Source organism: Streptomyces sp. GESEQ-35, from assembly GCF_017948485.1.
Taxonomy (GTDB): Bacteria; Actinomycetota; Actinomycetes; order Streptomycetales; family Streptomycetaceae; genus Streptomyces.
In genome coordinates this window covers 32,634-55,474 of sequence record NZ_JAFFSX010000039.1, presented here as the reverse complement: position 1 = coordinate 55,474, position 22,841 = coordinate 32,634, and the positions used below count along the sequence as shown (strand labels likewise).

Sequence of the window (22,841 nt, the reverse complement as noted above, 5' to 3'; positions counted from 1 at the left end):
TGAGGAGTGAACGAGGGTTTACTTCGAATGTACTGAGCGGTAGTCCACCCCGTCATCCGGCTGTCGGTGTGATCGCCCGCACGTTGCGCAACCGCATGGGGAGCGCTCCACTACGTACATGCTGACGAGAATCGACCACATCGGGATCGCCTGTTTCGACCTCGACAAGACCGTCGAGTTCTATCGGGCCACGTACGGCTTCGAGGTGTTCCACACCGAGGTCAACGAGGAGCAGGGCGTGCGTGAGGCCATGCTCAAGATCAACGATACGTCCGACGGCGGGGCTTCCTACCTCCAGCTCCTGGAGCCCGTCCGTGAGGACTCCACCGTGGCGAAGTGGCTCGCCAAGAACGGTGAGGGCGTCCACCACATCGCCTTCGGTACGGCGGATGTCGACACCGATGCCGCGGACATCAAGGACAAGGGCGTACGCGTCCTGTACGAGGAGCCCCGACGCGGCTCCATGGGGTCACGGATCACCTTCCTGCATCCAAAGGATTGCCATGGTGTCCTGACAGAACTGGTCACTTCGGCGCCTGTTGAGTCACCTGAGCACTGACCCTCGTACATATGGGCCGGTAGGGTTGGGGGCGGTCGCGCCTCAAGGGGGGCGGCCTGGCCCCTCCGTCAAAGGTGGTGCCTGCCTCGCGACGCCTGGCACGCACGCTCGCCGCGTTGCCGAAAGGCCCTAGTAGCTCCGCTACGAGGCCCTTTCGGCGCCTTGCGATCGTACGCACCAGACGCCGCGAGGCCCGCCCTTCGGGCGGACGACACCACCTTTGACGGAGGGACCGCCGGGGTCCGGGTTTCGGGGGGCGAGCGTCGGGGCGGAAGCCCATGCTCCGTCGTTGATCTGACACCATTCCCCGGGGGCCCCGTTCGGCGGATGGACGGTGCTCGTTTGGAGAGACTTGCGACCAGGGGACGGATGGGACCGCGCAGTGCGGGGCTACGAACGCCAGGAGCGAGAGCCGGCGGCTGACGTCGACCACCTCTCTCGGTTCGAGGCCGAGATGGAGCGGCTGAAGACCGAGCGGGAAAAGGCGATTCAGCACGCCGAGGACCTCGGCTACCAGGTCGAGGTGCTGCGCGCCAAGCTGCACGAGGCGCGGCGCACCCTCATGTCCCGACCGGCCTATGAGGGCGGCGACATCGGCTATCAGGCCGAGCAGTTGCTGCGTAATGCCCAGATGCAGGCCGACCAGCTGCGGCTGGACGCCGAGCGGGAGATGAGCCAGGCCCGGGCGCAGACCCAGCGGATCCTCCAGGAGCACGCCGAGCAGGCGGCCCGGCTCCAGGCGGAGCTGCATCAGGAGGCGGTCACCCGTCGCCAGCAGCTCGACCAGGAGCTGGCCGAGCGCCGGCAGACCGTCGAGTCGCACGTCAACGAGAACGTGGCGTGGGCCGAGCAGCTGCGCGCCCGCAGCGAGTCGCAGGCACGCCGGCTGCTCGAGGAGTCCCGTACGGAGGCCGAGCAGGCTCTGGCGGCGGCCCGTACCGAGGCCGAGCGGGTCACCGCCGAGGCCCGGCAGCGGCTGCTGAAAGACGCCGAGACGGCCCGCGCGGAGGCCGAGCAGCTCCTGCGCCGCGCCCGCACGGACGCCGAGCGCCTGCTGAACGCGGCCTCCACCCAGGCCCAGGAGGCCACCGACCACGCCGAGCAGCTGCGCACCTCCACGGCGACCGAGTCCGACAGCGCCCGCCGCGAGGCGACCGAGCTGAGCCGGGCCGCCGAGCAGCGCATGACGGAGGCCGGGGAGGCGCTGCGGACGGCGCAGTCCGAGGCCGAGAAGGTGCTCACCGAGGCCAAGGAGGCCGCCGCCAAGGCCCTCTCCAGCGCCGAGGCGGCCAACGAGCAGCGCACGCGTACGGCGAAGGAGCAGGTCGCCCGGCTGGTCAGCGAGGCCACCAAGGAGGCCGAGACCACCAAGTCGGACGCCGAGCAGGTCGTCGAGGAGGCCCGCGCCAAGGCCGAGAAGATCGTCGCGGAGGCCGAGGAGAACGCCCGCAGCCTCACCGCCGAGGAGACCGCCTCCCAGCTCGCCAAAGCGGCCCGGACCGCCGAGGACGTCCTCAACAAGGCGTCCGAGGAGGCCAAGAACACCACCAAGGCCGCCACCGAGGAGGCCGAGCGGATCCGCTCCGAGGCGGAGACCGAGGCGGACCGGCTGCGCGCCCAGGCACACGACATCGCCGAGGGGCTCAAGGGCGCGGCGAAGGACGACACCAAGGAGTACCGCGCCAAGACGGTCGAGCTCCAGGAGGAGGCCCGCCGGCTGCGGGGCGAGGCCGAGCAGCTGCGCGGCGACGCGGTCGCCGAGGGCGAGAAGATCCGCGCGGAGGCCCGCAAGGAGGCCGTCCAGCAGATCGAGGAGGCGGCCAAGACCGCCGAGGAGCTGCTCGCCAAGGCCAGGGCCGACGCGGACGAGCTGCGCCAGACCGCCCAGGGGGACAGCGAGAAGGTCCGTACGGAGGCCATCGAGCGGGCGACGACATTGCGCCGCCAGGCCGAGGAGACTCTTCAGCGCACCCGTCAGGAGGCCGAGCGGCACCGTGAGGAGGTCGTCGAGCAGTCCGAGGGCATCAAGGCCGACGCCGAGCGGGCCGCGCGCGAACTGCACGAGGAGACCGAGCGCGCCATAGAGGCCCGCCGCGAGGAGGCCGCCGAGGGGCTGACCCGGCTGCACACGGAGGCCGAGGAGCGGCTCGCCGCGGCCGAGCAGGCGCTGACCGACGCCCGCGAGGAGGCCGCGCGGATCCGCCGCGAGGCCGCCGAGGAGACCGAGCGGCTGCGCGCCGAGTCCGCCGAGCGGATCCGCACGCTCCAGGCACAGGCCGAGGCGGAGGCCGAACGGCTGCGCAACGAGGCCGCGTCGGACGCGTCCGCCTCCCGTGCGGAGGGCGAGGCCATCGCCGTACGCCTGCGGTCCGAGGCCGCGGCGGAGGCCGAGCGGCTGAAGTCGGAGGCCCAGGAGACGGCCGACCGGGTACGGGCGGAGGCGCAGGCCGCCGCCGAGCGGCTCGGCACGGAGGCCACGGAGACGCTGGCCGCCGCCCAGGAAGAGGCCGTCCGGCGCCGCCGTGAGGCCGAGGAACTCCTCGGTTCCGCGCGCCAGGAGGCGGACCAGGAGCGTGAGCGGGCCCGCGAGCAGAGCGAGGAGCTGCTGGCCTCGGCGCGCAACCGCGTGGAGGAGGCGCAGGCCGAGGCGGTCAGGCTGGTCGAGGAGGCCGACCGGCGTGCCACCGAGATGGTGTCGGCGGCCGAGCAACACGCCCAGCAGGTACGGGACTCGGTCGTCGGACTGCACGAGCAGGCCCAGGAGGAGATCACCGGGCTGCGCTCCGCCGCCGAGCACGCGGCGGACCGTACCCGGCGCGAGGCGCAGGAGGAGGCCGACCGGGTTCGCGCGGACGCCTACGCCGAGCGGGAGCGGGCCAGCGAGGACTCGGGCCGTATCCGGCGCGAGGCGGCCGAGGAGACCGAGGCGGCCAAGTCCCTTGCGGAGCGCACCGTTTCGGAGGCGATCGCCGAGTCGGAGCGGCTGCGTTCGGACGCGTCCGAGCATGCCCAGCGGGTGCGCGCGGAGGCGTCGGGCCTCACCGCGCAGGCAGAGCAGGACGCCGCACGCAGCCGGGCGGACGCCCGGGACGACGCCAACCGGATCCGGTCGGACGCGGCCACGCAGGCGGACACCCTCATCACCGAAGCGCGGTCCGAGGCAGAGCGGTTGGCCACGGACACGGCCGCGGAGGCCGAGCGGGTTCGGTCCGAGTCGGTCGCCCAGGCCGAGCAGCGGATGTCGGACGCGACCAGCGACGCGGAGCGGCTGCGCGCGGAGGCCGCCGAGACGGTCGGCTCGGCTCAGCAGCACGCGGAGCGGGTCCGCAGCGAGGCGGCACGGGTCAAGGCGGCGGCCGAGGCGGAGGCCGAGCGGCTGGTGTCGTCCGCGCGCGAGGAGGCCGAGCGCGCCCTCGACGAGGCCCGCAAGGAATCCAACAAGCGGCGTTCCGAGGCGGCCGAGCAGGTCGACACGCTCATCACGGAGACCACCGCCGAGGCGGACAAGCTGCTCGCCGAGGCGCAGCAGCAGGCGCACAAGACGACGGCCGAGGCCGAGGCGCAGGCCGACACGATGGTCGGCGTGGCCCGCACCGAGGCCGACCGGCTGGTGTCCGAGGCGACGGTCGAGGGCAACGGACGGGTGGAGAAGGCCCGTACGGACGCGGACGAGTTGCTCGTCGGCGCCCGCCGGGACGCCACCTCGATCAGGGAGCGCGCCGAGGAGCTGCGCGACCGCATCACGGCCGAGATCGAGGAACTGCACGAGCGGGCCCGCCGTGAGTCGGCCGAGACGATGAAGTCGGCGGGCGACCGCTGCGACGCGCTCATCAAGGCCGCGGAGGAGCAGCTCGCCAAGGCGCAGGCGAAGGCCAAGGAGCTGGTCTCGGAGGCCAACTCCGAGGCGGGCAAGGTCCGTATCGCCGCCGTCAAGAAGGCCGAGGGGCTCCTCAAGGAGGCCGAGCAGAAGAAGTCCACTCTGGTCCGGGAGGCCGAGGAGCTCAAGGCCGAGGCGATCCGCGAGGCGAAGCGCACTGTCGAGGAGGGCAAGCGCGAGCTGGAGACCCTGGTGCGGCGCCGCGAGGACATCAACGCCGAGATCTCCCGTGTCCAGGACGTCCTGGAGGCGTTGGAGTCCTTCGAGGCCCCGACGGCCGGCAAGGACGGCGCCGTCAAGGCGGGCGCGACGGTCGGCGCCCCCCGATCAGGTGGCAAGTCCTCTGAGAGCTAGCGGAGTCGGCGAGTTTCGATGCGTTCTGGGGCCTTTGACCAAGTCTTTGGCAAGCCGTCTGACGGTTAGCCACTCAAAAGGGGTGTCATTCTCCAGATCAAACACGTATCCGCTCGATGACAGACCGCTTCGGCCCCTAGGATTCCCCCTATCACCTCACCGGTCTCATTCGACAGGAACCCCATGAGCGACACTTCCCCCTACGGCTTCGAGCTAGTGCGGCGTGGGTACGACCGCGCTCAGGTGGACGAACGGATCTCCAAGCTCGTCTCCGACCGTGACAGCGCTCTCGCCCGCATCACCGCTCTGGAAAAGCGCATCGAGGAACTCCATCTCGAAACGCAGAACGCCCAGGCTCAGGTGAACGACGCAGAGCCGTCGTACGCCGGCCTCGGCGCGCGTGTCGAGAAGATCCTCCGTCTCGCCGAAGAAGAGGCCAAGGATCTGCGCGAGGAGGCCCGCCGGGCAGCCGAGCAGCACCGTGAACTCGCCGAGTCCTCGGCCCAGCAGGTACGCAACGACGCAGAATCGTTCGCTGCGGAGCGCAAGTCCAAGGCCGAGGACGAGGGCGTCCGGATCGTCGAGAAGGCCAAGAGCGACTCCGCCCAGCTGCGTGCCGAGGCGCAGAAGGACGCGCAGTCCAAGCGTGAGGAGGCGGACGCCCTCTTCGAGGAGACCCGTGCGAAGGCCGCGCAGGCCGCCGCCGACTTCGAGACGAACCTCGCCAAGCGCCGCGAGCAGTCCGAGCGTGACCTGGCGTCCCGTCAGGCCAAGGCGGAGAAGCGCCTCGCGGAGATCGAGCACCGCGCGGAGCAGCTGCGCCTGGAGGCGGAGAAGCTGCGCACGGACGCCGAGCGCCGCGCCCGCCAGACGGTGGAGACGGCTCAGCGCCAGGCCGAGGACATCGTGGCCGACGCCAACGCCAAGGCCGACCGGATCCGTTCGGAATCCGAGCGCGAGCTGGCCGCCCTCACCAACCGCCGCGACAGCATCAACGCCCAGCTGACGAACGTGCGCGAGATGCTCGCCACGCTCACGGGCGCCGCGGTGGCCGCCGCCGGCACGCCGGCCGAGGACGAGCCGATCTCCCGCGGAGTCCCGGCGCAGCAGACCCGGTAAGCATGTGAGGTAGCAGTACGACCGAGGCCCGCATCCCCTGCCAGGGGGTGCGGGCCTCCGTCATGCGCCCCGCGGAGAGGGCGCGGGCCTTCGTCATGCGCCCCGCGGAGAGGGCGCGAACCTCCGTCACGGCCCCGCGCCCAAGCGGTGCGGGGCCTTCGCCACGTATCCCCGCCCAGAGCGCGAGCCTTCGCCACGCATCCCCGCCCAAGGCGGTGCGCGCTCTCCGTCACGCACCCCCCGCCCAAGGGGTGCGGGCCTCCGCCATGGATCCCCTGCCCAAGGCACGAGCCTCCGCCACGCACCCCCACCCAAGAGCACGAGCCTCCGCCACGCACCCCCGCCCAAGGCGGTGCGCCTCTGTCACCCCACGAGCGGCAAGAAGACGTCGTCCACGATCTCGGCGAGCGTCTGGTCCGTGAGCGGCTGACGGCTCAGCAGGATTTCGTGGCGAAGGAGGTCCGCGGGGAGTGTGAGCACCCGTCGGGGGAGGTCGGCCGTCGGGATCTCGCCCCGCTCGGCGGCGCGTGCCACGACGGTCCGCAGTACGTCCCGCATGATGCCGAAGAACGCGGGGTCCACGTCCCGGGCCTCCGCCAGCAGCCCGTGGACCGTGTCCGGCCCGATCTGCCGCTGCCGGCGCGCGCCCGCCCGCAGCACCTCCAGTACGTCCTCCCGCAGCGTCCCCGTGTCGGGCACCCGGTCGGCGATCGACCCGGTGCGGTGCCGCAGGGCGGCGATGACGAGTTCCGCGCGGTTGCCCCAGCGGCGGTACAGGACCTGCTTGCCGGTCTTCGCCCGGGCCGCCACGCCCTCCATGGTCAGCCGGGCATATCCGACCGCTTCCAGTTCCGCCCAGGCCGCGTCCAGGAGGTCGGCCTCCAGAGCGGCACCCCGGCGCCGCGTGGTCTCACCAGGCATCCGCACACCTCCCATTAGGAGACCTTGCGTCTCTTACTGGCGCGAGCCTATCGTGGACGTAAGAGACGCAACGTCTCCAATGGGAGTGCCATGACCACGCGACCAGACCCCGCCGTCCTCAAACTCGCCGGCATCCTCGTCCTCGGCGCCCTCGCCCCACTCCTGGACAGCACGATCGTGTCCATCGCCCTCCACACCCTCGGCCACGACCTGGACGCCTCGACGGCCGCCGTGCAGTGGGTGAGTACGGCCTATCTGCTGGCGCTGGCGGTAGTCGTGCCGGTGTCCGGATGGGCGGTGGAGCGATTCGGCGCCCGGCGCGTCTGGCTGGGCTCGCTCACCCTCTTCCTCGCCGGGTCGGTGCTGTGCGGGCTCGCCTGGGACATCGGGTCACTGGTCGTCTTCCGAGTGGTGCAGGGCGCCGGTGGCGGGATGCTGCTGCCCGTGCTCCAGACGCTCGTCATGCGAGCCGCGGGCGGGCGGAACCTCGGCCGGCTGATGGCCGTGATCACGCTGCCCGCGCTGCTCGGGCCGATCCTCGGCCCCGTCCTCGGCGGCCTGATCGTGGGTCACCTCAGCTGGCGGTGGATCTTCTACGTCAACCTGCCCGTCTGCCTGCTCGCCCTCGCCCTGGCGTGGCGGGGCGTCCCCCGGGACACCGGCCGGCCAGGCAAGCGCCTCGACCTGACCGGACTACTGCTCCTCTCCCCCGGCCTCGCCGCCCTCGTCTACGGCCTCTCCGCGGACGGTCCCACCCGGGCGACGGCGACACCGCTCGGGGCCCTCCTCGTCGGCGCGTTCGCCCTCCACGCCCTGCGGACCGCCGAACCCCTCGTCGACCTACGCCTGTTCGGCGACCGGGCCTTCGCCGTCTCGTCGGCGCTGACGTTCCTGGGCGGGCTGAGCCTGTTCGGCGGGATGTTCCTGCTGCCGCTGTACTACCAGCAGGCGCGCGGCGAGGGCGCGATCGCCGCCGGACTGCTGCTGGCACCGCAAGGGCTCGGCAGCCTGCTGGCCCGGGTGACCGGACCGCTCACCGACCGGCTCGGCCCCCGCCCGGTCGCCGTCGGCGGACTGCTGCTGTCGGCCGCGGGCACGCTCCCGTTCGCCTTCCGGCACCCCGGCGCCACGCTGCTGCCCGTCGCCCTCGTGGTGCGCGGCCTGGGGATGAGCGCCGCCAACATGGCCGCCATGGTCGGCGCCTACCGGGACCTCGACCCCGTGCGCATCCCGGACGCCAGTACCGGCATCCGGATCGTGCAGCAACTCGGCGGCTCCTTCGGCACCGCCGTCCTCGCGGCGATCCTGGCGCAGGGGCACGGCGGTTCGGACTTCGCGCATGCCTTTCTGTGGGTGACGGCTTTCACAATTGTTGCCGCAGCCGTTGGTCTCGGTTTGCCTGTCCGGGTGGCATCTGCCGAACGCCCGTCTTAGCGTTGCCGCATGATTGAGCTTGAGGGCCTGACCAAGCGGTACGGCGAGAAAGTCGCGGTCAACAACCTCACGTTCACCGTCAGACCGGGGATCGTCACGGGATTCCTCGGGCCGAACGGCGCGGGCAAGTCGACGACGATGCGCATGATGCTCGGCCTCGACCGGCCCACCGCCGGTGACGTGCGGATCGACGGCACACACTACGACCAGCTCAAGGACCCGCTGAAGTACATCGGCGCGCTCCTCGACGCCAAGGCCATGCACGGCGGCCGCAGCGCCTTCAACCACCTGCTGTGCCTGGCGCAGAGCAACGGCATCCCCAAGAGCCGGGTGCACGAGGTACTGGACACGGTCGGGCTCACCTCCGTGGCCAAGAAGAAGGCCAAGGGCTTCTCGCTCGGCATGGGCCAGCGGCTCGGCATCGCGGGCGCCCTGCTCGGCGACCCGCGGATCCTGATGTTCGACGAGCCCGTCAACGGCCTCGACCCCGAGGGCATCCACTGGATCCGCAACCTCATGAAATCGCTGGCCGCGCAGGGCCGTACGATCTTCGTGTCGTCCCACCTCATGAGCGAGATGGCGCTCACCGCCGACCACCTCGTCGTCATCGGCCAGGGCCGGCTGCTCGCCGACACCTCCATGGCCGACTTCATCGCGCGGAACTCACGGTCGTACGTCCGGATCCGCACCCCGCAGCGCGAGCGGCTGCTCGATGTGCTGTACGGGGCCGGGGTCACGGTCGTGGAGAGCGGCAGCGGAGTCCTCGAAGTGGACGGCAGCAAGTCCGAGCGGATCGGTGAGCTGGCCGCGCAGCACCAGATCGTGCTGCACGAGCTGAGCCCTCAGCAGGCCTCGCTGGAGGAGGCGTTCATGCAGCTGACCGCCGAGTCGGTGGAATACCACGCACATTCCGACGCCCCCCAGGAAGAACCGTGGGGCAACGGCTGGAACAGGGGGGCCTGAACATGGCGACGACCCAGGTCATCCGCTCCGAGTGGACGAAGATCCGCTCCGTCGCGTCCACGGTCTGGACGCTCTCCCTCGCCGTCGTCGTCACGATCGGCCTCGGCATTCTGATCTCGGCCCTGTCGAAGAACGATTTCGACAACATGGACCGGCAGGACCAGCTCTCCTTCGACCCGACCTTCATCAGCTTCGCGGGGATGAGCCTCGGCCAGCTGGCGATGATCGTGTTCGGCGTGCTCGTCGTCTCGAACGAGTACAGCACCGGCATGATCCGCACCTCGCTGGCCGCGGTGCCGCAGCGCGGCAACTTCATGTTCAGCAAGATCGCGGTCGCCACCGGCCTCTGTCTGGCCGTGGGCCTCGTCACCAGCTTCGTCACGTTCTTCCTGGGCCAGGCGATGCTCGGCGACCTCAAGGCATCCATCGGCGACCCGGGCGTGCTGCGCGCGGTCATCGGCGGCGGGGTCTACATGACCCTCATCGCTATGTTCTCGATGGGCGTGGCCGCGATGCTGCGCTCACCGATGCTGTCGCTGGGCATCCTGATGCCGTTCTTCTTCCTGATCTCCAACATCCTCGGCAATGTCTCGGCGACGAAGAAGATCGGCCAGTACCTGCCCGACCAGGCCGGCAGCAAGATCATGCAGGTGGTCACGCCGATCGACGACGACGCGCCGTACGGCCCCTGGGGCGGACTCGCGATCATGGTGCTGTGGGTCGTCGCGGCGCTTGTGGGTGGATATGTACTGCTGAAGAAGCGGGACGCCTGAGCCTTACGATTTTGCTTCGTTTTGAACGGAACCGTCAGCGCCCGGATATCCTCCTAACCCTTACGGGGGCGTGCGCCCTGCTGTCCTGAACCTTTTGATGGGTGCGGAGCATGATCGAGGCAGTCGGCCTGACCAAGCGCTACGGCGACAAGACCGCTGTGTACAACCTTTCCTTCCAGGTGCGGCCCGGTGCCGTCACCGGCTTCCTCGGGCCCAACGGCTCGGGCAAGTCGACGACGATGCGGATGATCCTCGGCCTGGACAACCCCACGTCGGGTCAGGTGACGATCGGCGGCTACCCGTACCGCAAGCTGCCCAACGCCCCCCGCCAGGTCGGCGCCCTGCTCGACGCCAAGGCCGTGCACGGCGGCCGGCACGCCCGCAACCACCTGCTGTGCCTGGCCCAGCTGTCCGGTATCCCGGCCCGCCGGGTGGACGAGGTGCTCGGCGTGGTCGGCCTCCAGGACGTCGCGAAAAGGCGCTCCAAGGGCTTCTCCCTCGGCATGGGCCAGCGGCTCGGCATCGCCGCCGCACTGCTCGGCGACCCCCAGGTGCTGCTGTTCGACGAGCCGGTCAACGGCCTCGACCCCGAGGGCATCCTCTGGGTGCGCAACCTGATGAAGTCGCTCGCGGCGGAGGGCCGTACGGTCTTCGTGTCGTCCCACCTCATGAGCGAGATGGCGGTGACCGCCGACCACCTCATCGTCATCGGCCGTGGGCAGCTGCTCGCCGACATGCGCATCACGGACTTCATCTCGGCGAACTCCGCCGACTTCGCGCGCGTCCGCACCCCCGACACCGAGCCGCAGCAGCGCGAGAAGCTGACCACCGCGATCACCGAGGCCGGCGGGCATGTGCTGCCCGAGCAGGACGGCGCGCTGCGGGTGATGGGGCTGCCGCTCCCCCGCCTCAGCGACATCGCGCACGAGGCGGACGTACGCCTGTGGGAGCTGTCGCCGCACCAGGCCTCGCTGGAGGAGGCGTACATGCGGATGACGCAGGGCGCCGTCGACTACCGGTCGACGGTCGACCAGAAGGAGGGGCTCATGCAGCCCCTGCCGCCGGGTATGCAGCCGCCGATGCCGGTACCGGGGCAGGGCCAGCCCGGCTGGTACGCCCCGCCGCCGCCCCAGCAGGGCGGGCAGCCGTTCGCACCGCCGGCTCCGCAGGGACCGGGCCCGTACGGCGCTCCTGGCGCAGGGCAGCCCAACCCCTACGCCCAGCCCGCGCCCGCCGCGCAGCCGACGCCCGCCGCCCCGACCAAGCCCGAGGACGCCCGATGAGCACGCCCCAGCCCCCGACGCAGCAGGCCGCGCCCGCGTGGCAGGCGGCGCCCGGTTCGCCGTTCCCGACGTACACCTCGCCGATCCCGGTCGTCCGGACGCACCTCGGGCACGCTCTCGCCTCCGAGTGGACGAAGATCCGGTCGGTGCGCTCCACGATGTGGACACTGGGCGTGTTCGTGCTGCTCGTCGTCGGCATCGGGCTGTCGGCCGGCGCGCTGGTCGCCAACTCGAACGACGATCTGGGCGACGAGAACCCGCTGGCCCTGGGCTTCTTCGGACTGCTCCTCGGCGTCATGTGCATCATCACCCTCGGTGTGCTGACGACCGCCTCGGAGTACGGCACGGGCATGATCCGCACGACGATGACCGCATGCCCCTCGCGGGGGCGGGTGCTGGCGGCGAAGGCGATCGTCTTCTTCACCGTGGCGTTCGTGGTGACGCTGGTGGCGACCTCGTTCGTGGCCTTCGTGCAGGTGGGCATGGTGGACGGCGCCCGGGAGCCGACCGGCGGGGAGTGGCTGAAGGGCACGGTCGGCGTGTCCCTCTACATCGCGCTGATCGGGCTGCTCTCGCTGATCGTCGGGGCGATCGTCCGGCACTCGGCGGGCGCCATCACGATCATGATCGGCGTCGTCCTGGCCCCGCTGGTGATCGCGCTGTTCATGTTCTCGTCCTCGCTGGAGGACCTGCGCCAGGCGCTGTTCGAGTACTCGATCCCGAACCAGCTGAGCGTCTTCTACTCCCAGTCGCTCACCGAGACGGGCCCCTCCGGCTGGGACCCGCTGTGGATCGTCCTCGGCATCACGGCCGCGGCCTTCGTCGGCGCCTACGCCCTTCAGGAGCAGCGGGACGTCTGAGACCGGTCAGAACTTCGGCGCGTTCCTGGACCGCTGCACCCGCGTGGTGCGGCGGTCCTTCGCGTTCCAGCACGCCTTGTGCCAGTGCCGGCGCTCGTCGACGCCCGAGTGCTCCGGCCAGGCGACGACATGCGGGACACCGGAGGGGATCAGCTGGTCGCAGCCGGGGCAGCGATACGTCTTGCCCTGCGCACTGGCCCCGGCCACGTGCCGCACGTTCCACCGCTCGCCCTGCCAGCTCTCCATCGACTCCCAGCCGCCGTAACGGCCCGACCGGTCGTCCTCGGCGCTCCGGCCGGACGACTCACTGCCCTTGGGTCGGTTGCGACGCGGGGACACGGAACACCTCACGGGGCTATACAGGAAGCACGGGCCATATCCAGCCTACGCGGCGCGGTCAGGGGTACGCGTAGGGCACCAATCACCGCAAGTCCCCCTCCAGGCCGATCTCTTCCAGATCCCTTCCAGATCCCTTCCAGTTCCTTTACCGGTCCGCACCCGATCTGGTTCTCGATCCGTTTCTTGATCCGTTCTCCAGACAATCCGCAAATCTCTTCGTCAAGCCGTGTCCTCGGCACGTGTCAGACGGTTATGCCCGGTGGGGGAGCTCCGTGTCGGAGCCAAGGAAGCAGGAATAGGCAATGCGCGTAGGAAGTTTCGTGTTGGCGGCCCAGTTCCCGGGCCAGGGCCAGGGGGAGGCGCTGCACCGCGCGGTCCGCTCGGCGGAGGTGGCTGAGGAGGCAGGGCTCGACGCGGTCTGGCTGGCCGAGCACCACTTCGTGCCGTACGGCACCTGTCCCTCGGCCATCACACTGGCCGCGTTACTGCTCGGCCGCACCCACCGCCTCCGGGTCGGTACGGCGGTCAGCGTACTGCCCACCGTTCACCCGGTCGCCCTCGGCGAGCAGGCCGCGCTGCTGCATGTGACGAGCGGCGGGCGCTTCTCGCTGGGCGTCGGGCGCGGCGGGCCGTGGGTCGACCTGGAGGTGTTCGGCTCGGGCCTGGAGGCCTACGAGAAGGCGTACCCGGAATCACTCGATCTGCTGCTGCGCTGGTTGCGCGAACCCTCGGTGGCGGCGGACGGAGACCGCTTCGGCTTTCGTGAAGTGGCCGTCGTACCAAGGCCGTCGGAGTCACTGTCCGGTGTCCCGGGACCCGAGGTCGTCCTCGCGTGCACCTCACCGGCGAGCGTACGGCTGGCCGCCGAGCGCGGGCTGCCGATGCTGCTCGGGATGCATGTGGGGGACGAGGAGAAGGCGGAGATGGTCTCTCTGTGGCGCAAGCACGCGCGCGCGTGCGGGCATCCGGCGGACCAGATCCTCGGCGCGGCCCATGTCTCGGCCGGCGTCTGCCAGATCGCCGACCGGCGTACCGAAGCGGTGGAGACGCTGCTGAAGGCGATGCCGGGCTGGCTGAAGCAGGGCCTGGACGCCCATGTCACGGTCGACGGCCGCGCGCGCCAGATGCGCGATCCGCTGGCCTACACCGAACTCCTCTGCGGACTGCACCCGGTGGGCACCCCGCGGCTGTGCGCCGACCGCCTTGCGGCGACCAGCGAGCGGACCGGCATCACCCGCTTCGCCCTGCTGATCGAGGGCTCGGGTGACCTCGCGGCCACCGAGGAGAACGTCCGCCGGCTCGGCGCCGAAGTGCTCCCGCACCTGCGGTGAACGGGCCCGCCCGGGAGCTTGCCGCTCCAGTACTGAATGCACCTCCCGCGTACGGAGCGGCAAGCCAGGCGGCTCACTGCGTCAGCAGTCCCTGAGTTCCGGGGACTGGTTGAGCAGCTGATTGCGGACCGAGGTGAAGCGGGCCAGCGTCTCGTCGACCGAGGAGTCGAGCGGGAACACCGCCACCCGGTGGCAGTTCTGGAAGGCCAGCCGGACACCGAAGTGCCGTTGCAGCGCGCCGCGAATCGCGTCACTGGCAAGCGCACGCAGCAGCTGGCCGCGTGCCTGCTCGTCCGGCGGGGGCGTCTGGTTGTCGGCGAACTGGCCGCCGTCCACCTTCAGCTGGGCCACCAGGGAGCTGATCATCTCCCATGCAAAGGGCAGGGAGGTCCGGACGCAGTCGACGAAGGCAGCTTCGTCGACCTCGCCTCGCTCGGCCTGTTCGAGTAGGGCCGGTGAGACGTCGAGCGACATGGGTTCTCCTCTCGCACCCCCGGATCACGGGGGTTGCCGGACAGGGAAAGGAGTTCGCGATACCGAGCACGCTGCGTACACACATCGCGACCTCCCGTTTAATACGGTAAGCAACGGACGGTGACGGCACCAGGAGAATGCGTACATGGAGCGTTCTCAATAGGCTCACAATCGGCCATAAACGAACAGGGGTTAACCAGGGCGAATCGCGTTCACGGGCGCCCGTCGAGTAGCGTTGCCGACCATGCGTCTCGTCATTGCCCGATGCTCCGTCGACTACGCGGGCCGGCTCACCGCCCATCTCCCTTCCGCACCCCGCCTGATCCTGGTGAAAGCGGACGGGAGCGTCTCGATCCATGCGGACGACCGGGCCTACAAGCCTCTGAACTGGATGTCGCCGCCCTGCACCTTGAAGGAGGGAGAGGGCGACGAGAAGGACGTCTGGACCGTCATCAACAAAGCGGGCGAGAAGCTCATCATCACGATGGAGGAGGTCCTCCATGACTCCTCGCACGAACTGGGCGTAGATCCTGGCCTGATCAAGGACGGCGTGGAAGCACACCTTCAGGAACTCCTCGCCGACCGCATCGAGACGCTCGGCGAGGGCTACTCGCTGATCCGCCGCGAGTACATGACGGCCATCGGCCCCGTCGACATCCTGTGCCGCGACGCCGACGGGCAGACGGTCGCGGTCGAGATCAAGCGGCGCGGCGAGATCGACGGCGTGGAACAGCTCACCCGCTATCTGGAGCTGCTGAACCGCGATCCCCACCTCGCCCCGGTCCGCGGCGTCTTCGCTGCCCAGGAGATCAAACCCCAGGCCCGCGTCCTCGCCACCGACCGCGGCATCGGCTGCCAGGTCCTGGACTACGACGCGATGCGGGGCATCGAGGACGACAAGCTGCGGCTGTTCTGAGGGGCAGTTCTACGACGAAGAGGGCCGGGTCCGTGAAACGGACCCGGCCCTCTTGTGCTGCGACGTCTGCGCGGAACGTCAGATCACGTCGTCCGAGCTGCTGGGGCTGACCGCCGTGCTGCTCTCCGGGGCGCTTGCCGAGGTGCTGGTGGCGGGGGCGCTGGAGGTGGCGGGGCCGCTGGCCGAGGTGGAGTTGGACGGGGTCCCGGACGGCGTCACGGACGGGGTCGGCGTCGGTGACGGAGATGTCGGCGTCGGCGTCGGGGTCGGCGTCGAAGACGTGGGCGGCTTCGATGTCGTCGGCGGCTTGCTCGTCGGCGACTTCGTGGGCGACGACGGATCGCTCGGCTTCTTCGTCCCGCTCGGATCGTCCGAAGGCTCGTCGGTGTCCGTGGGCGTCGGGTCGTCGGACGTGCCGTAGGTGCCGTCCGGGCCCGGGTCGGTCGGGCTGCTCGTCGGCGCGCCGACGTCCCCGGAGTTGTCGCTGTCGTCGCCGTCGTCCGCCTTGTCGGCGCCGAGGCTGTCGTCGCCGGGGCCCTGGCTGGCGGACGGGTTGGGACCCACCTCGTTGGACGGCGTCTTCGGGTCGTTGTTGGACGTGGCGCCGAGGGTCACCACGGTGCCGAGGACGGCCGCGAGGAGCGCGCCCGCACCCGCGGCCACGAGGTTGCGCCGGGCGAGGCCACGGAGGCCGCCCCGGCCCTTGTGGGCGGCCGGGCCGGGTGTGGTCCGGTGGGTGACGAGGGTCGCGGGGTCGGCAGGCGCCTGGAGGGGCGGGAACGCCGCCGGGATACCGCCGGGCGGCGACTGCGACTCCTCGTAGCGGGCGTCCGGCACCTCCTCCCCCGTGGTGGCGCCGATGCCGACAGGGGTGCCGGAGCGGTCCGCGACCAGGGCGAGCGCGCGACGGCCGGCGACGGTGCCGCGCTTGTCGGTGAGTGCGCCGCGCAGGCCGATGGAGGCCTCCAGCTCGGCGCGGGCCCCGTCGAGCTGTCCCGCGCAGAGCGCGAGTATGCCCAGCTCGTGGTGGAAATAGGCCTGTTCGGACACCTCGCCGGTGAGCCGGGAGGCTTCGGAGCCGTAGCGCAGGGCCTGGTCCCAGGCGCTCCAGTGCAGCCCCGCGGCGAACGCGGGCGCGGCCGTGCGGGCCAGCTGCACGGTGACGCTCTCCTCGCCCTCTCCCGGCGGCGTCGTCACGGGTGCGATGACTCCGAGGGCGGCGAGCACGGCGTCCGCCTCGGCGCACACCCGCTCCGGGGTGACCGAGGGATGTCCGGCCCACCAGGCGTAGTGCTGGGCGGCGGTGAGTGCCCGGCCCTGCACGTCGTCGCCGTATCCGACGGCCTCCAGCTGGGTCTGCACCCCGGCGGCCAGCCGGTAGCGGGAGCCAACCGGGGAGACCAGCGCGCAGCTCAGCAGCTCGCCGAGGGCGGCGTCCGCGTGGGTGTCGCCGACCAGCGCGGGCAGATGTGCCTGGTGCGGCACCTCACCGCCGAGCGCGACGGCGAACCGCAGGGTGTCCCGCGCCGATTCGGTCATCCGGGACGCGAGTAGCGCGGCGGGCGCGGCTCCCTCGGCGAGCGTCGGCAGCGGTACGTCGTGACCGTCGCCGGCCTCGAAGGGCGCGTCGACCGGGGCGTCCTGGTAGACACCGAACTCGTCGAAGGAGTCGGCGCTGGCCCGCAACCGGTCGCGCTGCCGCAGCAGGGCACCGGCCTGGACGAAGCGCAGCGGCAGTCCCTCGGACTCGAACCAGAGGTCACCGGCCCAGTTCGCCTCGTCCTCGGTGAGGACGCGGCCGACGGCCCGCTCGAGCAGCTCCACACCGCGCGCGCGGTCGAGACCGCTGAGGAAGACCTCCTCGACGGCCGAGTCGGCGGACGGCGCGGGTACGTCCGGGGTGGCGGCGATCAGGAAGGCGCACTCGGGAGTCGTGTCCAGCAGTTCGTCGAGCGCGGCGCCGCCGAACTCGATGTCGTCCAGGATGACGACCGCGCCGATCTCCCGGACGAGTTCGTGCAGTTCGTCCCGTTCCGGGCGGTGCAGCGGCGCGTTGTAGACGGCGTAGAAGAGGTCGTGGAGCAGGTCGCTCGCGGTGCGGTGGTGGCCGCCCAGGCGGACGACGCCGTCGGGCGCGAGGTCCGCGCAGTCCTCGGCGACCACGTCGAGAAGGGCGGTGCGGCCGGAGCCGGCGGCACCGGTGAGGCGTACGGAGCGGCCGCGGGCGAGCAGCCGTACCAGCCGCTCGCGCTCCTCCTGGCGGGCCAGGAGCGGCAGTGCGGGCAGGCTGGGCCCGGGTGGTACGGGCGGCTTGGCCGCACGGTCCACCTCGGCGCGCTCGGCCGCGGTGAACTTGACCGGCCGCCCCGGCCGCTCGCCCGGCGGGCAGGCCTCGATCTCGCTGCCGTCGACGGGATTGACGGTGAGCAGGAAGTCGCCCGAGACGAGTTGCACGGTACGGGCGAGTGCTGGCGTGTGTTGTCCGAAGTCGGATGCGAGGGATTCCCTGGGCTGGCGCTGGCGCGGCATGTCGCCGTCACCGTCATGGCCGTACCCCTCGGGTCCCCGGTTGTTCGGGTCCATAGGTTCCAAGCCCCCCAAAAGCGTCGTGTGCCGGCACCGGCCCCTCCCGGCCTGTTGCACACCGCGCTGTCGCTTCTGGTCCGGGCCCGCTCGAAGGGTTGTCAGGCAGCGGGCGAGCGAACCCTAAACCTTCGCACAGTATCTACGACAGCCCGGGGTACCGCGCCGTCCGAGACGTCACAGTCTCGTGAGGATTGTGCGCGTCGTGTGCTTCGCAACCGGAACGCCCGACCCGCGGCGTCCCGCCCACGCCGGGCGTCACACCCGGGGCAGCGACTCCACCCCGATGCCGCCCTCGATGGCCAGGATCCGGTGCAGCCGGGTGGCCACCAGCAGGCGCTGCATCTGCGGCGGTACGTCGCGCAGCACCAGGCGCCGGCCGCAGCGGCCGGCCCGTCGGTGGGCTCCCATGATCACACCGAGTCCGGTGGCGTCCCAGGAATCCAGCTCGGACAGGTCCAGCACCAGATCGCCGACTCCGTCGTCGACGGCCGAGTGCAGGACCGTACGGGCGTCCGCCGCGCTGCGGACGTCGAGGCGGCCCCCGACGACCAGCTCGGCGTGGTCGCCCCTGATGAACATATGCGCTCCCCGTGGTGCGTCTTTGTGCTCCGCGTTGTGATGCCCGGTGATGCAACCTCTGACTGTGCGAAGCGGTCAGAGGTTGCCATCTGTAAGCGAACCGATACCGAATTCACCCCGGCGAGTGATGCGTCAGGGGCATGTGCGGTTTCAGTGCTTGTAGAAGCCCTGCCCGCTCTTGCGCCCGATGTCACCGGCGTCAACCATCCGGCGCATCAGCTCGGGCGGAGCGAACTTCTCGTCCTGGGACTCGGTGTAGATGTTGCCGGTGGCGTGCAGCAGGATGTCGACGCCCGTCAGGTCGGCGGTGGCCAGCGGTCCCATCGCATGGCCGAAGCCCAGCTTGCAGGCGAGGTCGATGTCCTCGGCGGTCGCGACGCCCGACTCGTAGAGCTTGGCGGCCTCGACGACGAGGGCGGAGATGAGTCGGGTCGTCACGAACCCGGCCACGTCCCGGTTGACGACAATGCAGGTCTTGCCGACGGACTCGGCGAACTCCCGTGCGGTGGCGAGGGTTTCGTCGCTCGTCTTGTAGCCGCGGACCAGCTCGCACAGCTGCATCATCGGCACCGGCGAGAAGAAGTGTGTGCCGACGACCCGCTCCGGACGCTCCGTCACGGCCGCGATCTTCGTGATCGGGATGGCGGAGGTGTTGGAGGCGAGCACGGCGTCGTCGCGCACGATCTTGTCGAGCGCACGGAAGATCTCGTGCTTGACTTCCAGCTTCTCGAAGACGGCCTCGACGACGATGTCCGCGTCCGCGACGGCGTCCAGGTCGGTGGTCGCGGTGATCCGGCCGAGAGCGGCGTCGGCGTCGTGCGCCTCGAGCTTGCCCTTGCCGACGAACTTGTCGTACGACGCCTTGATGCCGTCGGTGCCCCGCTTCAGCGCCTCGTCGGTGACGTCGCGCAGAACGACGTCCCAGCCCGCCTGCGCGGAGACCTGGGCGATACCGGAACCCATGAGGCCGGCGCCGATGACGGCAAGCTTCCGTGCCACTGTGCGACTCCCCTTTGAATACTCACAGCCTGTCTTTACTTATGCCCTCTCCGGCGGACCCTAGCGGCAGTGAGGGTGCTGTGTGAGCGGTTAGTAACGCGCGTCACGTGTCAACTGACGCACATCACACCGTGGAGCACCGCCGACTTGTAACTACGCTGGCCATATGGTCAATCTGACGCGCATTTACACCAGGACCGGCGACCAGGGCACCACCGCCCTCGGCGACATGAGCCGGGTCGCCAAGACCGATCTGCGGATCTCGGCGTACGCGGACGCCAACGAGGCGAATGCGGTGCTCGGCACGGCGATCGCGCTGGGCGGGCTCGACGAGGAGGTCGTCAAGGTCCTCACCCGGGTGCAGAACGACCTGTTCGACGTGGGCGCGGACCTGTCGACGCCGGTGGTGGAGAAGCCGGAGTTCCCACCGCTGCGTGTCGAGCAGTTCTATATCGACAAGCTGGAGGCGGACTGCGACCGCTTCAACGAGCGGCTCGAGAAGCTCCGGTCCTTCATCCTCCCCGGCGGCACTCCGGGCGCGGCCCTGCTCCACCAGGCCTGCACGGTCGTACGGCGGGCGGAGCGGTCGACATGGGCCGCGCTGGAGGTGCACGGAGAAGTGATGAACCCACTGACCGCCACTTACCTCAACCGGCTATCGGATCTGCTTTTCATTCTGGCCCGCACCGCGAACTCGGGCGTCGGAGATGTCCTGTGGGTTCCTGGCGGAGAACGCTGAGGAATCGCGTCCCGGCCGGGGGTCCGGGGGTTGGCCCCCGGGAGATGCAGCATTCTGGCCCGCACCGCGAACTCGGGCGTCGGAGATGTCCTGTGGGTTCCCGGTGGAGAACGCTGACGACTCGTCGGCCGGGGCCTTGCGTGGGAAGACCGTGTAGGACAGCGCGATCACGCCGTAGATGCCGACCGTCCGCAGGGCCACCCACTGGAAGGTGCGCAGGGAGCTGACATCGCCGGAGTCGCCGACGTACCAGACGGCGAGTTGGAGGAGCACCAGCGCCACCGCACCGCCGAGGACCGCCCGTAGCCACAGCTTCGCCTCGTGGCGGGCGCGGGCGCGGCCATAGCGCGAGGGCTTCCGCGGGGGCGGGCCGCCGCCCAGGCGATGGGCGGCGTGGCCGTCGAGCCAGCGGATCGTGTAGTGGCCGAACGCGACGGTGTAGCCGATGTAGAGCGCCGCCAGGCCGTGTTCCCAGCTCGGCTCGGCGCCGTTCTTCAGGTCGATCGCCGTCACGACGAACAGGACCAGCTCCAGCACGGGCTCGCACAACAGCAGCACCACACTCGTGCGGCGCCACTTCAGCAGATAGCGGACTGCCAGGCCCAGGGCGAGAAGCACCCAGAACCCGACCTCACAGGCGATGATCAACGCGACGACCACGGCTCACTCCTCTCGGTCACCCTTCAAGGCTCCCGGCGGCCCGGGGCCGTTTCGTCGTCGTCGGTGACGAACTCGCCGTACATCGAAGGATGCAGTCGCAGACCCTCCCCGGGGACAAGGCGGCAGAGCTCCGCGCCGTGTTGGATGGAGTCATGGCCGTCCTGCTCCCCCGCCCCCACCCGGACGACGTACGCATCGCCCTCGCAGGGCTGCTCGGCGGGCTGCTCATCTGGGGAGTGGGCCTCGGCGTCCGGGGACCCAGGGATCCGATCATCCTCTGGGACGGACGCTGGCCCATCCTGCTACCGCTCGTCGTGATGGCCGGCTGCGAGCTGCTGCGCCGGACCCGTCCCCGTACGGGCCTGCTGATCGGCGTCGCCGCGCTGACCGTCGACACGATCACCCAGGGCAGCCTGGTCACCGTCCTGATGTTCACGGACCTGGTCTACGCGGCCGTCCTGTACAGCCCGCTCACCGCGGCCCGCCGCGTGCTGTGGATCAGCGGGGCGATGACCGTGGTCTGGACGGTGGTGCCCCTTGCCGCCTGGCGCAAGCCCGAGGCGCTGCTGATCGGCGTGGTCGTGGGCCTGGTGGCGTTCACGCCCGGTGCCACGGGCTGGATCGTCCGCAACCACCGTGACGCCGCCGAGGCCGCCCGGCTGCGTGCCGAGCAGACCGCGCTGCTCGCCGAGATGGACCGCACCCAGGCCGTCACGGCCGAGCGCTCCAGGATGGCCCGCGAGCTGCACGACATGGTCGCCAACCATCTCTCCGCGATCGCCATCCACTCCACGGCCGCGCTCTCCCTCGACGACCCGAAGACCTCCAAGGACGCCCTGGCCGTCATCCGCGAGAACAGCGTCGAGGGACTCGCCGAGATGCGACGGCTGATCGGCATCCTGCGCAACGACAGCGGCGACCTGGAACCGGCGGCGGCCCCCACGCTCGACGGCCTCGGCACGCTGGTCGAGGGCGCCCGCACCAACGGCCTCGATGTCGTCCTCGACGCCGACCACGCCGACGCACTGCCCGCCCCGGTGGAGCTGGCGGCGTACCGCATCGTCCAGGAGTGCCTGACCAACGCCCTCAAGCACGCAGGACCCGGCCGCGTCACGGTCACCCTGAAGCAGCGGGACGGCTCACTGACCATCGCCGTGATCAGCCCGTACGGCCGCCAGGACGGCCCCCGTGCCCCCGGCTCCGGCGCCGGGCTCGTCGGCATGCGGGAGCGCACGGCCCTCCTGGACGGCACTTTCGAGGCTGGCCCCGTCGAGGACCCCGCCTCCCCCGACGGCAAGATCTGGGCCGTACGCGCCACCCTCCCCGTCACCGAGAATCCGCAAGGAGTCCCCGAATGATCCGTGTGCTCGTCGCCGAGGACCAGTCCGCCGTGCGCGCCGGTCTCGTCCTCATCCTGCGCAGCGCGCCCGACATCGAGGTGGTCGGCGAGGCGGCGGACGGCGAGCAGGCAGTGGAACTGGCCCGCGAACTGCGGCCGGACCTGGTGCTGATGGACATCCAGATGCCGCGCCTGGACGGGGTGTCGGCGACCCGGCAGGTGGTCGCGGACGGTCTCGCCGACGTACTCGTCCTCACCACGTTCGACCTCGACGAGTACGTCTTCGGGGCGCTGCGCGCCGGGGCCTCCGGCTTCCTGCTCAAGAACACCGACGCCAGGGATCTGCTGGATGCCGTACGGACGGTCGCCCGCGGCGAGGGCCTCATCTCCCCGGCCGTCACCCGGCGCCTGATCGCCGAGTTCGCCTCCGGTCCCGTACGGGAGCCGAAGGCCGATCCAGCAGTGCTGGACGCACTGACCCGGCGCGAGCGCGAGGTGCTGTCCTGCCTCGGCGAGGGGCTGTCGAACGCCGAGATCGCCGGCCGCCTCGACATGGCGGAGGCAACCGTGAAGACGCACGTCAGCCGACTGCTGGGGAAGCTGGAGCTGCGCAGCCGGGTCCAAGCGGCGGTGCTGGCGCAGGAGTTGGGGATCTAGCGGGACCCGGTCGCCGCCAAGAGCAACTGGTCTGGACCTATTGACCTATGGTCCAGACCTTTCTATTCTCGCGGCACCG

The 22,841-nt window shown here is 70.6% G+C and carries 19 protein-coding genes and 1 pseudogene; 13 read left to right on the top strand and 7 right to left on the bottom strand.

What is annotated here, in order from left to right; translation table 11 throughout:
* Positions 1–118 precede the first annotated feature (118 nt).
* From mce to KCH87_RS45345, 3 genes are all read left to right on the top strand, one after another.
* A complete protein-coding gene (gene mce, locus KCH87_RS45355; protein ID WP_210593824.1) occupies positions 119–559 on the top strand; it encodes a methylmalonyl-CoA epimerase in 441 nt (146 codons plus the stop codon).
* A gap of 382 nt (positions 560–941) precedes the next feature.
* On the top strand, positions 942–4,790 hold the full coding sequence (scy, locus tag KCH87_RS45350) for a polarized growth protein Scy (protein ID WP_210593823.1): 3,849 nt from the start codon (positions 942–944) through the stop codon (positions 4,788–4,790).
* Between the two features lie 183 nt (positions 4,791–4,973).
* Positions 4,974–5,909, top strand: a complete 936-nt coding sequence (locus KCH87_RS45345; protein ID WP_210593822.1) for a cellulose-binding protein — start codon at positions 4,974–4,976, stop codon at positions 5,907–5,909.
* A 363-nt stretch (positions 5,910–6,272) separates the two neighbouring features.
* On the opposite strand, the gene KCH87_RS45340 is transcribed toward KCH87_RS45345, so the two are convergent.
* Positions 6,273–6,830: a TetR/AcrR family transcriptional regulator gene (locus KCH87_RS45340; protein WP_210593821.1), complete on the bottom strand. Its 558-nt coding sequence runs from the start codon at positions 6,828–6,830 to the stop codon at positions 6,273–6,275.
* 90 nt (positions 6,831–6,920) lie between these two features.
* Here KCH87_RS45340 and KCH87_RS45335 point away from each other — a divergent pair, with 90 nt between their 5' ends.
* The 5 genes from KCH87_RS45335 (at position 6,921) to KCH87_RS45315 (ending at position 12,143) form a co-directional block, all read left to right on the top strand.
* On the top strand, positions 6,921–8,264 hold the full coding sequence (locus tag KCH87_RS45335) for an MDR family MFS transporter (protein WP_210593820.1): 1,344 nt from the start codon (positions 6,921–6,923) through the stop codon (positions 8,262–8,264).
* 9 nt (positions 8,265–8,273) lie between these two features.
* The gene (locus KCH87_RS45330) at positions 8,274–9,227 is read left to right on the top strand and encodes an ABC transporter ATP-binding protein (RefSeq protein WP_210593819.1); all 954 of its coding nucleotides are present in this window, start codon (positions 8,274–8,276) and stop codon (positions 9,225–9,227) included.
* A 2-nt stretch (positions 9,228–9,229) separates the two neighbouring features.
* Positions 9,230–10,000: an ABC transporter permease gene (locus tag KCH87_RS45325; protein ID WP_210593818.1), complete on the top strand. Its 771-nt coding sequence runs from the start codon at positions 9,230–9,232 to the stop codon at positions 9,998–10,000.
* 110 nt (positions 10,001–10,110) lie between these two features.
* Positions 10,111–11,283, top strand: a complete 1,173-nt coding sequence (locus KCH87_RS45320; RefSeq protein WP_210593817.1) for an ABC transporter ATP-binding protein — start codon at positions 10,111–10,113, stop codon at positions 11,281–11,283.
* Positions 11,280–12,143 carry an ABC transporter permease gene (locus tag KCH87_RS45315; protein WP_210593816.1) on the top strand — a complete coding sequence of 288 codons (864 nt, stop codon included), beginning with the start codon at positions 11,280–11,282 and terminating at the stop codon, positions 12,141–12,143. The genes KCH87_RS45320 and KCH87_RS45315 overlap by 4 nt, the downstream gene beginning before the upstream one ends.
* A 6-nt stretch (positions 12,144–12,149) precedes the next feature.
* Here KCH87_RS45315 and KCH87_RS45310 read toward each other — a convergent pair whose 3' ends face one another.
* A complete protein-coding gene (locus KCH87_RS45310) occupies positions 12,150–12,482 on the bottom strand; it encodes an ATP/GTP-binding protein (RefSeq protein WP_210593815.1) in 333 nt (110 codons plus the stop codon).
* Positions 12,483–12,784: 302 nt separating this feature from the next.
* Here KCH87_RS45310 and KCH87_RS45305 point away from each other — a divergent pair, with 302 nt between their 5' ends.
* Positions 12,785–13,813 (top strand): LLM class flavin-dependent oxidoreductase, encoded by a 1,029-nt coding sequence (locus KCH87_RS45305; protein ID WP_210593814.1) that lies wholly within the window; start codon positions 12,785–12,787, stop codon positions 13,811–13,813.
* Between the two features lie 81 nt (positions 13,814–13,894).
* On the opposite strand, the gene KCH87_RS45300 is transcribed toward KCH87_RS45305, so the two are convergent.
* Positions 13,895–14,287: an SCO5389 family protein gene (locus KCH87_RS45300; RefSeq protein WP_210593813.1), complete on the bottom strand. Its 393-nt coding sequence runs from the start codon at positions 14,285–14,287 to the stop codon at positions 13,895–13,897.
* A 244-nt stretch (positions 14,288–14,531) separates the two neighbouring features.
* Between KCH87_RS45300 and nucS the strand changes: the two genes are divergently transcribed.
* Positions 14,532–15,203 (top strand): endonuclease NucS, encoded by a 672-nt coding sequence (nucS, locus tag KCH87_RS45295; protein ID WP_210593812.1) that lies wholly within the window; start codon positions 14,532–14,534, stop codon positions 15,201–15,203.
* A gap of 78 nt (positions 15,204–15,281) precedes the next feature.
* Here the strand turns inward: nucS and KCH87_RS45290 are convergent, their stop codons facing one another.
* The 3 genes from KCH87_RS45290 to KCH87_RS45280 form a co-directional block, all read right to left on the bottom strand.
* A complete protein-coding gene (locus KCH87_RS45290; protein WP_210593811.1) occupies positions 15,282–17,786 on the bottom strand; it encodes an ATP-binding protein in 2,505 nt (834 codons plus the stop codon).
* Between the two features lie 258 nt (positions 17,787–18,044).
* On the bottom strand, positions 18,045–18,368 hold the full coding sequence (locus KCH87_RS45285) for an STAS domain-containing protein (protein WP_155060612.1): 324 nt from the start codon (positions 18,366–18,368) through the stop codon (positions 18,045–18,047).
* A gap of 150 nt (positions 18,369–18,518) precedes the next feature.
* On the bottom strand, positions 18,519–19,367 hold the full coding sequence (locus tag KCH87_RS45280; protein ID WP_210593810.1) for a 3-hydroxyacyl-CoA dehydrogenase family protein: 849 nt from the start codon (positions 19,365–19,367) through the stop codon (positions 18,519–18,521).
* A gap of 166 nt (positions 19,368–19,533) precedes the next feature.
* On the opposite strand from KCH87_RS45280, the gene KCH87_RS45275 reads away from it, so the two are divergent.
* On the top strand, positions 19,534–20,106 hold the full coding sequence (locus KCH87_RS45275; RefSeq protein ID WP_210593809.1) for a cob(I)yrinic acid a,c-diamide adenosyltransferase: 573 nt from the start codon (positions 19,534–19,536) through the stop codon (positions 20,104–20,106).
* A 99-nt stretch (positions 20,107–20,205) separates the two neighbouring features.
* Here the strand turns inward: KCH87_RS45275 and KCH87_RS45270 are convergent.
* Positions 20,206–20,766: pseudogene (locus KCH87_RS45270) on the bottom strand (hypothetical protein); the annotation flags it as partial.
* Between the two features lie 152 nt (positions 20,767–20,918).
* On the opposite strand from KCH87_RS45270, the gene KCH87_RS45265 reads away from it, so the two are divergent.
* Both KCH87_RS45265 and KCH87_RS45260 read left to right on the top strand, forming a co-directional pair.
* Positions 20,919–22,124, top strand: coding sequence for a sensor histidine kinase (locus tag KCH87_RS45265; protein ID WP_210593837.1), 1,206 nt, complete (start codon positions 20,919–20,921; stop codon positions 22,122–22,124).
* The gene (locus tag KCH87_RS45260) at positions 22,121–22,762 is read left to right on the top strand and encodes a response regulator transcription factor (RefSeq protein ID WP_210593807.1); all 642 of its coding nucleotides are present in this window, start codon (positions 22,121–22,123) and stop codon (positions 22,760–22,762) included. Before KCH87_RS45265 ends, KCH87_RS45260 begins: the two co-directional genes overlap by 4 nt.
* Positions 22,763–22,841: the final 79 nt, after the last annotated feature.

What these genes read in the sequence shown, in the direction of transcription:
- KCH87_RS45305 (WP_210593814.1), top strand. Translation starts at nt 12,785, where the DNA reads ATGCGCGTAGGAAGTTTCGTGTTGGCGGCCCAGTTCCCGGGCCAGGGC.
- KCH87_RS45265 (WP_210593837.1), top strand. Translation starts at nt 20,919, where the DNA reads ATGGCCGTCCTGCTCCCCCGCCCCCACCCGGACGACGTACGCATCGCC.
- KCH87_RS45325 (WP_210593818.1), top strand. Translation starts at nt 9,230, where the DNA reads ATGGCGACGACCCAGGTCATCCGCTCCGAGTGGACGAAGATCCGCTCC.
- KCH87_RS45345 (WP_210593822.1), top strand. Translation starts at nt 4,974, where the DNA reads ATGAGCGACACTTCCCCCTACGGCTTCGAGCTAGTGCGGCGTGGGTAC.
- KCH87_RS45340 (WP_210593821.1), bottom strand. Translation starts at nt 6,830, where the DNA reads ATGCCTGGTGAGACCACGCGGCGCCGGGGTGCCGCTCTGGAGGCCGAC.
- mce (WP_210593824.1), top strand. Translation starts at nt 119, where the DNA reads ATGCTGACGAGAATCGACCACATCGGGATCGCCTGTTTCGACCTCGAC.
- nucS (WP_210593812.1), top strand. Translation starts at nt 14,532, where the DNA reads ATGCGTCTCGTCATTGCCCGATGCTCCGTCGACTACGCGGGCCGGCTC.
- KCH87_RS45330 (WP_210593819.1), top strand. Translation starts at nt 8,274, where the DNA reads ATGATTGAGCTTGAGGGCCTGACCAAGCGGTACGGCGAGAAAGTCGCG.
- KCH87_RS45320 (WP_210593817.1), top strand. Translation starts at nt 10,111, where the DNA reads ATGATCGAGGCAGTCGGCCTGACCAAGCGCTACGGCGACAAGACCGCT.
- KCH87_RS45260 (WP_210593807.1), top strand. Translation starts at nt 22,121, where the DNA reads ATGATCCGTGTGCTCGTCGCCGAGGACCAGTCCGCCGTGCGCGCCGGT.
- KCH87_RS45290 (WP_210593811.1), bottom strand. Translation starts at nt 17,786, where the DNA reads ATGGACCCGAACAACCGGGGACCCGAGGGGTACGGCCATGACGGTGAC.
- KCH87_RS45275 (WP_210593809.1), top strand. Translation starts at nt 19,534, where the DNA reads ATGGTCAATCTGACGCGCATTTACACCAGGACCGGCGACCAGGGCACC.
- KCH87_RS45285 (WP_155060612.1), bottom strand. Translation starts at nt 18,368, where the DNA reads ATGTTCATCAGGGGCGACCACGCCGAGCTGGTCGTCGGGGGCCGCCTC.
- KCH87_RS45300 (WP_210593813.1), bottom strand. Translation starts at nt 14,287, where the DNA reads ATGTCGCTCGACGTCTCACCGGCCCTACTCGAACAGGCCGAGCGAGGC.
- KCH87_RS45335 (WP_210593820.1), top strand. Translation starts at nt 6,921, where the DNA reads ATGACCACGCGACCAGACCCCGCCGTCCTCAAACTCGCCGGCATCCTC.
- KCH87_RS45315 (WP_210593816.1), top strand. Translation starts at nt 11,280, where the DNA reads ATGAGCACGCCCCAGCCCCCGACGCAGCAGGCCGCGCCCGCGTGGCAG.